The 9,786-nt window shown below is 37.6% G+C and carries 13 protein-coding genes and 2 tRNA genes; 13 read left to right on the top strand and 2 right to left on the bottom strand.

The window, feature by feature from the left end; all coding sequences use genetic code 11:
* The first annotated feature begins 2 nt into the window (after positions 1-2).
* The 3 genes from H7U02_RS05860 (at position 3) to H7U02_RS05850 (ending at position 952) form a co-directional block, all read left to right on the top strand.
* Positions 3-76, top strand: a tRNA-Asn gene (locus tag H7U02_RS05860).
* A gap of 112 nt (positions 77-188) precedes the next feature.
* Complete coding sequence (traF, locus tag H7U02_RS05855; protein ID WP_060971720.1) at positions 189-524, top strand: conjugal transfer protein TraF; 336 nt, start codon at positions 189-191, stop codon at positions 522-524.
* A gap of 17 nt (positions 525-541) precedes the next feature.
* Complete coding sequence (locus tag H7U02_RS05850; RefSeq protein ID WP_073689893.1) at positions 542-952, top strand: acyl-CoA thioesterase; 411 nt, start codon at positions 542-544, stop codon at positions 950-952.
* A 34-nt stretch (positions 953-986) separates the two neighbouring features.
* Here H7U02_RS05850 and H7U02_RS05845 read toward each other — a convergent pair whose 3' ends face one another.
* Complete coding sequence (locus H7U02_RS05845) at positions 987-1,769, bottom strand: protein-ADP-ribose hydrolase (RefSeq protein ID WP_073689894.1); 783 nt, start codon at positions 1,767-1,769, stop codon at positions 987-989.
* A 194-nt stretch (positions 1,770-1,963) separates the two neighbouring features.
* On the opposite strand from H7U02_RS05845, the gene trxA reads away from it, so the two are divergent.
* From trxA to rsmA, 5 genes are all read left to right on the top strand, one after another.
* Complete coding sequence (gene trxA / locus H7U02_RS05840) at positions 1,964-2,278, top strand: thioredoxin (RefSeq protein WP_037599064.1); 315 nt, start codon at positions 1,964-1,966, stop codon at positions 2,276-2,278.
* Positions 2,279-2,343: 65 nt separating this feature from the next.
* The gene (locus tag H7U02_RS05835) at positions 2,344-2,775 is read left to right on the top strand and encodes a CoA-binding protein (protein WP_198463608.1); all 432 of its coding nucleotides are present in this window, start codon (positions 2,344-2,346) and stop codon (positions 2,773-2,775) included.
* Between the two features lie 53 nt (positions 2,776-2,828).
* Positions 2,829-3,605: a TatD family hydrolase gene (locus tag H7U02_RS05830; protein WP_198463961.1), complete on the top strand. Its 777-nt coding sequence runs from the start codon at positions 2,829-2,831 to the stop codon at positions 3,603-3,605.
* The gene (gene rnmV, locus H7U02_RS05825) at positions 3,598-4,158 is read left to right on the top strand and encodes a ribonuclease M5 (RefSeq protein WP_037599066.1); all 561 of its coding nucleotides are present in this window, start codon (positions 3,598-3,600) and stop codon (positions 4,156-4,158) included. The genes H7U02_RS05830 and rnmV overlap by 8 nt, the downstream gene beginning before the upstream one ends.
* A gap of 126 nt (positions 4,159-4,284) precedes the next feature.
* Entirely contained in the window at positions 4,285-5,157 is an 873-nt protein-coding gene (gene rsmA / locus H7U02_RS05820; RefSeq protein ID WP_201036120.1) for a 16S rRNA (adenine(1518)-N(6)/adenine(1519)-N(6))-dimethyltransferase RsmA, read from the top strand.
* A 39-nt stretch (positions 5,158-5,196) separates the two neighbouring features.
* On the opposite strand, the gene H7U02_RS05815 is transcribed toward rsmA, so the two are convergent.
* Positions 5,197-5,279: transfer RNA gene (locus tag H7U02_RS05815), tRNA-Leu, on the bottom strand.
* A 134-nt stretch (positions 5,280-5,413) separates the two neighbouring features.
* Between H7U02_RS05815 and rsgA the strand changes: the two genes are divergently transcribed.
* The 5 genes from rsgA to H7U02_RS05790 are packed head-to-tail and all read left to right on the top strand — an operon-like array spanning position 5,414 to position 9,785.
* Positions 5,414-6,286 carry a ribosome small subunit-dependent GTPase A gene (gene rsgA / locus H7U02_RS05810; RefSeq protein ID WP_198463609.1) on the top strand — a complete coding sequence of 291 codons (873 nt, stop codon included), beginning with the start codon at positions 5,414-5,416 and terminating at the stop codon, positions 6,284-6,286.
* A 7-nt stretch (positions 6,287-6,293) separates the two neighbouring features.
* A complete protein-coding gene (rpe, locus tag H7U02_RS05805) occupies positions 6,294-6,953 on the top strand; it encodes a ribulose-phosphate 3-epimerase (RefSeq protein WP_002884311.1) in 660 nt (219 codons plus the stop codon).
* Positions 6,946-7,578 carry a thiamine diphosphokinase gene (locus H7U02_RS05800; protein WP_002884399.1) on the top strand — a complete coding sequence of 211 codons (633 nt, stop codon included), beginning with the start codon at positions 6,946-6,948 and terminating at the stop codon, positions 7,576-7,578. The genes rpe and H7U02_RS05800 overlap by 8 nt, the downstream gene beginning before the upstream one ends.
* 1 nt (position 7,579) lies before the next feature.
* A complete protein-coding gene (locus H7U02_RS05795; RefSeq protein ID WP_002884600.1) occupies positions 7,580-8,854 on the top strand; it encodes a DNA recombination protein RmuC in 1,275 nt (424 codons plus the stop codon).
* Positions 8,844-9,785: a 3'-5' exoribonuclease YhaM family protein gene (locus H7U02_RS05790; protein WP_002884679.1), complete on the top strand. Its 942-nt coding sequence runs from the start codon at positions 8,844-8,846 to the stop codon at positions 9,783-9,785. The genes H7U02_RS05795 and H7U02_RS05790 overlap by 11 nt, the downstream gene beginning before the upstream one ends.
* Position 9,786 lies beyond the last annotated feature (1 nt).

The raw sequence follows: 9,786 nt of genomic DNA, 5'->3' as shown, positions 1-9,786 counted from the left end.
TATCCGCCATAGCTCAGTTGGTAGTAGCGCATGACTGTTAATCATGATGTCGTAGGTTCGAGTCCTACTGGCGGAGTATAATTCTTATTGCTAGACGCAGGTCTAGCTTTTTTTTGTTAAGTTATTTACTTGTTAAAAGTTTAAATTTCAGATATGATAATACTATATTTTAAATTGAGAGGTATTCTATGTCAAATTTTGCATCTGCTTTTACACCTATTTCTGTTTCTTCGGCTAAGGAGAATATTGATACAGCTGAAAAATTTATTTTATTTATTGGACGTCCTTCTTGTCCATATTGTCAACTTTTTGAACCTAAATTATCAAATGTGGCACGTAATTCAAATCTTACTATTTTCTATATTAATAGCGAAAATAGTGAAGAATTAGAAGATATTCAAGCTTTACGTAAAAGATATGGTATTGCTACAGTTCCTGCTCTCTTTGTTTCAGAAAATGGTGCTGCTAAGGTTGTATGTGACTCTTCTCTTTCTGAGGATGATATTTTAGATTTTATTTCTTAGTCTTTTTGGAGGTTCTTATGTTTATTTGTAAACACGAGGTCCAGTATTATGAAACAGATCGAATGGGTATTACTCATCATTCTAATTATGTTCGATGGATGGAAGAGGCGAGAACTTTTTTTCTAAGAGAGATAGGTTGGCCTTATGAAAAAATTGAAGAGGAGGGAATTATCTCTCCTGTTACTTCAATTTCCTGTGACTATAAAGCTACTTCTACTTTTGCAGATGTAATTTCTATCGAGATTAATGTTAAAAGAGTTAAATCTGCTAAACTTACTTTTGTATACAATATGGTAAATCAAAACGGAATCCTTGTTTGTACAGCTGTTTCTGAACATAGTTTCTTGTCTAAGGACGGTGGTTTTGTCAATCTTAAAAGAGATTACTCGTCATTTTTTAATCTTTTAAAAGAGCATTCAGTTATGTAATAAAAAAGAAGAAAATCAAATCGATTTTCTTCTTTTATTCGGCAAGGAGTTTTTGATAAATAGCTAAATTTTCATCATCAAATACGTTAAATATTACTTTTTTTATTATACTTGATTCGTCAATAAAGGTTTTGACTGTTTGAATGGCGATTTTGGCAGCTTCTTGTTTTGGAAAATTGAAATCTCCAGTTGATAGACATGGTATAGCAATTGATTCAATGTTATTTTTCTCAGCTAGTGCTAATACTGAAAGATAACTTTTTGCTAAAAGATCTTCATCAATTTGTGTCGGTTGGTCTACTATTTTTGGACCTACTGTATGAATGACAAAGGCAGAAGGAAGATTGTAAGCTGGGGTGATTTTAGCCATGCCAACGGGTTCTTCATATCCTTGTTCTAAGATGAGTTCGAAACAAGCTTGGCGTAACTGAACACCTGCGTATGTATGAATAGCGTTATCTACACAATCATGAAGTGGTTTCATACATCCTAGTAAGGTTTTATTAGCTGCATTTACGATTGCATCTACTTCGAGTCTTGTAATATCACCTTTCCAGAGGTAGATTCGATCATCTTGTGGAATGGGCTGGAGCGAACTGAGTTGTACAAATCCTCTTTCCCCTTTTCTAACTTGTAGGTAAAGGTCTTGGATTGTTAAGAATTGTGTTGATGCTGCCATTGGTTTACGTGTATTAAAGAGTGCTCTGAGAAGTTTTTGTTTTTCCTCGAGTTCTTCTGGGATAATCAAATCATGTAATTCTAGATTTTCTTTTTTGAGTTCACCTATGAGATAGGTAATCATTGCATCTTTATCCATATTTACTCATTTCTATTTTTATAGTTTTTTATTATTATACTCCCAAGACTGGCTGTGGGCAAGTGATGTCTATGATAGGTAATGACTAATATTTGATAAGAATTTTTTATGTATGTGTCAAATTCTTGCAATAGCCTTTAGAATCATATAGAATAGGTCTACAAAAGTTTTATAATGTCTAGGAGGATGATTAAATGACACAAGTAGTAACAGATGCTTCATTTGAACAAGAAACAGCTGAAGGCCTCGTTTTGATTGATTTTTGGGCGACTTGGTGTGGGCCTTGCTTGATGCAAGCACCAATTCTTGAGCAACTTTCTGAAGAGATTTCAGAAGATGAACTTAAGATTGTTAAAATTGATGTTGATGAGAACCCAGAAACAGCTCAGAAGTTTGGAATTATGTCTATTCCCACTTTACTCTTCAAAAAAGATGGTGAGGTTGTTAAGCAAGTAGCAGGTGTACATACAAAAGAACAAATTAAAGCTATCGTTGCCGAGCTTAGCTAACTAATCGTCACAGTCCCGTTTGGGGATTTTTATTTTTAGTTTATTCAAACGACGAGGAGAATCATATGTCTTATTCATTTCAAAATCCTAGTGATGAGTTTATAGAATCTTATTTAAAATCTGCAAAGACGATTGCAATTGTTGGTTTATCTCATCGCAAGGAGGCAGCATCTTATCAGGTTGCTCATTTTCTACAAGCTGCTGGTTATCGTATTATACCAGTAAATCCCAAACTAGAAGGTCAGGAGCTTTTAGGAGAGCATGTTTATGCTCATCTTAAAGATATCCCATTTTCGATTGATATTGTTGATGTATTTAGACGAAGTGAGCTTTTACCAGATGTTGCCTATGATTTTCTTGAAACGGATGCAACAGTTTTTTGGAGTCAAATTGGTCTTGAGAATGAGGAGGCTGAGACTATTCTTCGTCAAGCGAATAGACAGGATATTGTAATGAATCGTTGTACAAAGAGAGAATATATGCGACTCTTTGTTTAATAAAATGAAAAGGTGAGTGAGCTATGCTCGCTCGTTTTTGTTATAATAGAGCTATGATTGAAATTTTTGATACGCATACCCATCTTAATGTGGATAATTTTGCAGGAAAAGAACAAGAAGAAATAGATTTTGCAGCTGAACTAGGTGTTGTTAAAATGAATATTGTTGGTTTTGATAAACCAACAATAAATAAATCTTTAGCACTATCAGAGAGATATGATCAATTATATAGTACGATTGGATGGCATCCTACGGAAGCGGGGTCCTATTCTCAGGAAATTGAGGATATGATTGTATCACAATTAGATAATCCGAAAGTAGTGGCACTTGGGGAAATCGGTTTGGATTATTATTGGATGGAGGATCCTAAAGAAACTCAGATTGATGTCTTTAAGCGTCAAATATTTTTGTCAAAGGAACACAATTTACCTTTTGTTGTCCATACACGTGATGCACTTGAGGATACTTACGCTGTTATTAAAGAAGTTGGTGTTGGTCCTCGTGGGGGGATTATGCACTCATACTCAGGATCCCTAGAAATGGCTCAAAAATTTGTTGATCTTGGAATGATGATTTCATTTTCAGGTGTTGTAACTTTTAAGAAGGCTTTGGATGTCCAAGAAGCTGCTCAGAAGTTACCTTTAGGTAAGATTCTGGTTGAAACGGATGCACCGTATTTGGCACCTGTTCCCAAACGTGGTCGTGAGAATCGTACAGGCTATACACGTTACGTAGTAGACAAGATTGCTGAGTTTCGTGGTTTAACGAGTGAAGAAGTGGCTAGGGCTACTTATGACAATGCGATGAGGATTTTTGGTCTGGATGAATAGAATAAAGATTCAAGAAGTCATCGTCGTAGAAGGTAAGGATGATACGGCAAATTTGAGACGTTTTTATGAGGTGGATACCTATGAGACTAGAGGATCCGCTATTAATGAGGATGACTTAGAGCGTATCGATAAGCTTAATGACTTACGCGGAGTGATTGTTTTTACTGATCCAGACTATAATGGTGAACGTATCCGTAAAATCATTATGGAAGCTGTTCCGACAGCAAAGCATGCTTTTTTAAACCGTGGGGAAGCAACACCAAAATCTAAGACTAAAGGTCGTTCATTGGGTGTTGAGCATGCGAGTTTTGAGGATCTTCAAAAGGCCTTATCTGGAGTTTTAGGTAGTTACGATGATGATAATCAGTTTGATATTAGTAAATCAAATCTTATGAAGTTAGGGCTACTAATGGGAGCAGATAGTCGAAAGCGTCGAGAATATTTGGGCGAGGTGCTCCGTATTGGTTATTGCAATGGGAAGCAGCTTTTAAAGCGTTTGGAATTGTTTGGAATCACATTAGAGGAGCTAGAAGAGGCTATGTCAAATTACTAGATTACCAGTGATCTTAACATCAAATCGCTACTAAGTAGCTTATTATTGAGGTTGGGATAATTAAGGGTTTGGACCTGTTTTGTGTCCAAATATAAAAATCGAGAAAATAATAAGAAAAGAGAATAAATGAGAATTGCAGATTATAGCGTGACCAAGGCTGTCCTTGAACGCCATGGCTTTACCTTTAAGAAGTCTTTTGGACAGAACTTCTTAACGGATACAAATATTTTACAAAAAATTGTTGATACGGCAGAGATCGACAAAAATGTCAATGTAATCGAAATTGGACCTGGTATCGGAGCATTAACAGAATTCTTAGCTGAAAATGCTGCGGAAGTTATGGCTTTTGAAATTGATGATCGGTTGGTTCCGATTTTAGAGGATACATTACGTGACCATGAAAATGTTAACGTGATTAATGAAGATGTTCTCAAGGCGGATTTACAGACACGTGTCAAAGAGTTTAAAAATCCAGAACTACCAATCAAGGTTGTAGCTAACTTGCCATACTATATTACGACGCCAATTCTGATGCATTTGATTGAGAGTAAGATTCCTTTTGCAGAATTTGTTGTTATGATGCAAAAAGAGGTTGCTGACCGCATTTCTGCAGAGCCTAATAGCAAGCCTTATGGTTCTCTATCAATTGCTGTGCAGTATTATATGACCGCTAAAGTGGCATTTGTTGTCCCTCGTACAGTCTTTGTACCAGCCCCGAATGTTGACTCAGCAATTTTGAAGATGGCGCGCCGTGAACAACCGTTGGTTGAAGTTAAAGATGAGGATTTCCTTTTCCGAGTGGCTAAGGCTAGCTTTGTCCATCGTCGTAAGACATTGTGGAATAATTTAACAAATCATTTTGGTAAATCTGAAGAAGTGAAAGCCAAACTTGAGCAGGCTTTGGAAATTGCTGATATAAAACCTTCTATTCGTGGAGAGGCTCTATCTATTTCTGATTTTGCACACTTATCAGATGCTTTGAGTGAATCAGGTCTATAATTCAAAAATCCCACTGAATTTCAGTGGGATTTTTAGCTATGCGGAGAAAGGGATTTGAACCCTCACGCTTGAAAAAGCACATGCGCCTGAAGCATGCGTGTCTGCCATTCCACCACCTCCGCAGTGATAGGATTATTATACTGCAAATTACTAAAAATGCAAGGAGCTTAAGGAAATGGAAATGTGGTTTGTTTTGGATCAGAAAAGCGTGTTGTTTTGTGGTATAATAGGGCTATTAAACGATTGAGGAGTTCACTTGCAAGGAAGAATTATCAAAGCACTGGCAGGTTTCTATTATGTAGAGCATGATGGTGTTGTATACCAGACGCGTGCGCGAGGAAATTTTAGAAAAAAAGGACAAACACCTTACGTTGGGGATTTTGTCGAATTTTCAGCAGAGGAAAATTCAGAAGGCTATATCCTTAAAATTGATCAACGAATCAATAGCTTAGTGCGTCCACCCATTGTCAATATAGATCAGGCTGTGGTTATTATGTCTGCTAAGGAACCGGACTTCAATAGTAATCTTTTGGACCGTTTTTTGGTTTTACTAGAGCATAAAAATATAAAACCTGTAATCTATATTTCTAAGATGGATTTGGTTGAAGATGATTCAGAAATGAAAGCCATTCAAAAACAGTATCAAAAAATTGGTTTTGATTTTATCTTCAGTATGGAAGAACTATTGCCGCTCTTGACTGCTAAAATAACAGTCTTTATGGGACAGACAGGTGTTGGAAAATCAACCTTGTTGAACCGTATTGCCCCAGAGTTGAAGTTGGAAACAGGTGAGATTTCAGACAGTTTAGGTCGTGGACGTCATACTACAAGGGCTGTAAGTCTTTATGATGTTCATGGTGGGAAGATTGCTGACACACCAGGATTCTCTTCGCTAGATTATGAAGTGGATAATGCAGAGGACTTGAGTGAAGCTTTTCCGGAAATCCGTCAAGCTAGTCATGGCTGTAAATTCCGTTCTTGTACACATACCCATGAGCCTTCTTGTGCTGTTAAGGATGAGGTTGAGTCAGGCCAAATTTGGCAAGTCCGTTATGATAATTACCTTCAATTTTTAAGTGAAATTGAAAATCGTCGTGAAACATATAAAAAAACTGTAAAAAGAAAGTAGGTCTCTCATGTCATATAAAATTGCTCCTTCTATCCTAGCCGCTGATTATGCTAATTTTGCTTCAGAACTAGCTCGTATTGATGCATCAGGTGCGGAATATGTTCACATTGATATTATGGATGGTCAATTTGTCCCTAATATCAGTTGGGGAGCAGATGTGGTCGCTAGCATGCGTAAACATAGCAAGTTGGTTTTTGATTGCCACCTTATGGTTGTTGATCCTGAACGTTATGTGGATGCCTATGCACAAGCTGGTGCAGATATCATGACTATTCATGTTGAAGCCACTAAACATATCCATGGTGCCCTCCAGAAAATCAAAGCTGCTGGTATGAAAGCAGGTGTTGTGATTAATCCTGGAACCCCAGTCGAGGCACTTATTCCTGTACTGGATTTAGTGGATCAAGTACTTATTATGACTGTAAATCCAGGTTTTGGTGGTCAGGCGTTCATTCCAGAAATGATGTCTAAAGTAGAGCGTGTTGTGGAGCTTCGCGAAAAAGGTGGCTATTCATTCGATATTGAAGTTGATGGTGGTGTAGATAACAACACTATTGCAGCATGTGCCAAGGCGGGGGCTAATGTTTTTGTAGCGGGCTCTTACCTCTTCAAAAATCCTGATTTGACAGCGCAAGTTCAAACGCTTCGTGATGCTATCGATGCCTAAAATAGCTTTATTTGTCGGTGGTGAGCTAGAGTGGTTCGCTACCGATTTTGATTATTTTGTTGGGGTGGATCGTGCGTGCTTACGTTTGTTGGAGTTAGGTTTACCTCTTGATTTGGCTGTCGGAGACTTTGATTCAGTATCTCGGTCAGAGTTAGAGATGATTCAATCAGCTGCCAAAGATTGTATGATTGCTCCAGCTGAAAAGGATGATACGGATACAGAGTTAGCCCTAAAAATTATATTTCAGCTATATCCTGAGGCGGAAGTAACTATTTTTGGTGCTTTTGGTGGCAGAATTGATCATATGTTATCAAATATATTTTTGGTCAGCGATCCTGAATTAGCTCCTTTTATGAGGCGTATCTGTTTGCGAGATAAGCAAAATAAGATTACTTATTATCCAGAAGGAAGTCATAAAGTTTTACCAGAACCCGGAATGACATATGTTTCTTTTTTACATGAAGGAGATGGAGAACTGACGATTTTGGGAGCAAAATACGAATTAACTAGTATGAATTATTTCCAGAAGAAAATCTATTCTAGCAATGAATTCGTTGATGGTCCGATTCAAGTGCTTGTGCCAAATGGATATGTGATTGTCATCCAGACTAAAGATAGGAGTTAGTATGATCTATCTACTTACACTTTTAACTTTATTAAGCTTGGGGATTCTTATTGCTCTTTTCTTGAAGAATATGGAGTTAAAAGAACAGATTAATAAGAGTTTGGAAGAAAATGCAGATAATCTTTCAGATCAAGTTTCGTTTCAATTGGAATCTTTTGCTAAGACAAATCAACTGGAAACGACAAAGCAATTGAACCAATTGCAGATGGAACTATATCAACAGTTGACAGATATCCGAGAGGTTTTACATCAAAATTTGTCTGATAATCGAGACCGTTCCGACCAACGCCTTGAGCAAATAAACCAAAGCTTAACCAAAGCTGTTAAAGATATGCAGGATTCCAATGAGAAACGTTTGGAACAAATGCGTCAGACAGTTGAAGAGAAACTTGAGCAAACCTTACAAACACGTTTACAAGCCTCTTTTGAGACGGTTTCAAGACAATTAGAGTCGGTTAACCAGGGCTTGGGGGAAATGAAAAATGTAGCCAAGGATGTTGGAAGTCTTAACAAGGTCCTTTCAAATACAAAAACACGAGGTATTTTGGGAGAGCTTCAATTAGGGCAAATTATTGAAGACATATTGACTGTTAATCAGTACGAGCGAGAATTTCCTACGGTATCAGGTTCAAGTGAACGAGTTGAATATGCAATCAAAATGCCAGGAAACCATAAAGATGAATATATCTACCTTCCCATTGATTCTAAGTTTCCTTTGGAAGATTACTATCGTCTGGAAGATGCTTATGAGTCTGGTAATAAAGAGGAGATTGAGAATCACCGTAAGTCACTTCTGACTAGTATTAAGCGATTTGCAAAGGATATTAACAAGAAGTATCTTAACCCACCTGAAACCACAAATTTTGGCATATTATTTTTGCCGACAGAAGGACTTTATGCTGAGGTAGTACGCCAACCAGCCTTCTTTGACGCCCTTCGTCGCGAGGAGAATATTGTTATCGCAGGGCCGTCAACCTTATCAGCACTCTTGAATTCATTGTCTGTAGGATTTAGAACTTTGAATATTCAAAAGAATGCGGATGATATTAGTAAGATTTTAGGCAACGTCAAACTAGAGTTTGGCAGGTTTGGAGATATGTTAACTAAAGCTCAGAAACAATTGAATACAGCAAGTAAAACCGTCGATAGTCTTCTCAACACAAGGAGTAGGGCAATTGTTAGAGCTCTTGATACAATTGAAACCTATCAAGACAGTGCGACACAAAGTTTGTTGGATTTACCACGATTAGAAAACGAGGACAAGCATGAAGATTAATCAAATGAAAAAAGACGAGTATTTTGAAGGTTTTTATCTGATTAAGCGTGCAGAGGTACGTAAGACAAGAGCGGGAAAGGATTACATTGCCTTTACATTCCAGGATGATACTGGTGAGATTTCAGGCAACCTATGGGATGCTCAGCCTTATAATGTCGAAGAATTTACCGCAGGTAAAGTAGTGCATATGGAGGGACGTCGAGAGGTTTATAATAATACTCCTCAGGTAAACCAAATTACCTTACGCTTGCCTACATTTGGTGAGCCAAATGATCCGGCTGATTTCAAAGAGAAACCACCAGTAAATCCTTCCGAAGTACGCGAATACCTAGAGCAAATGATTTTCAAGATTGAGGAAGCAACTTGGCAGCGTGTTGTTCGTGCCCTTTATCGAAAGTATAATAAGGAGTTTTTCACTTTTCCAGCTGCTAAAACAAATCATCATGCCTTTGAAAGTGGACTAGCCTATCATACAGCTACTATGGTTCGCTTAGCGGACAGCATTGGAGATATTTATCCAGAGCTCAATAAGAGTCTACTCTTTGCCGGAATTATGCTTCATGATTTAGCTAAGGTTATTGAACTTACTGGTCCTGAAAATACTGAGTATACGGTTCGTGGAAACTTGATTGGTCATATTGCTTTGATTGATGAAGAAATCACTAAGGTGCTTATGGAGCTCAATATTGACGATACGCGTGAGGATGTCGTTGTTTTGCGTCATGTTATTCTCAGCCATCATGGACAACTAGAGTATGGTAGTCCAGTGCGCCCCCGTATTATGGAAGCAGAAATTATTCATATGATTGATAATCTTGATGCCAGTATGATGATGATGACGACAGCCCTTAACCTAGTAGGTCCAGGAGAAATGACAAATCGTCTCTTTGCTATGGATAATCGTTCCTTCTACAAGCCAAAATTTGATTAAA

Origin of the sequence: Streptococcus sp. 3.1 (genome assembly GCF_016648915.1) — a bacterium.
GTDB lineage: Bacteria > Bacillota > Bacilli > Lactobacillales > Streptococcaceae > Streptococcus > Streptococcus salivarius_E.
Note: the sequence above shows the minus strand (reverse complement) of the source record. Positions and strands in the feature narration are given on the sequence as shown.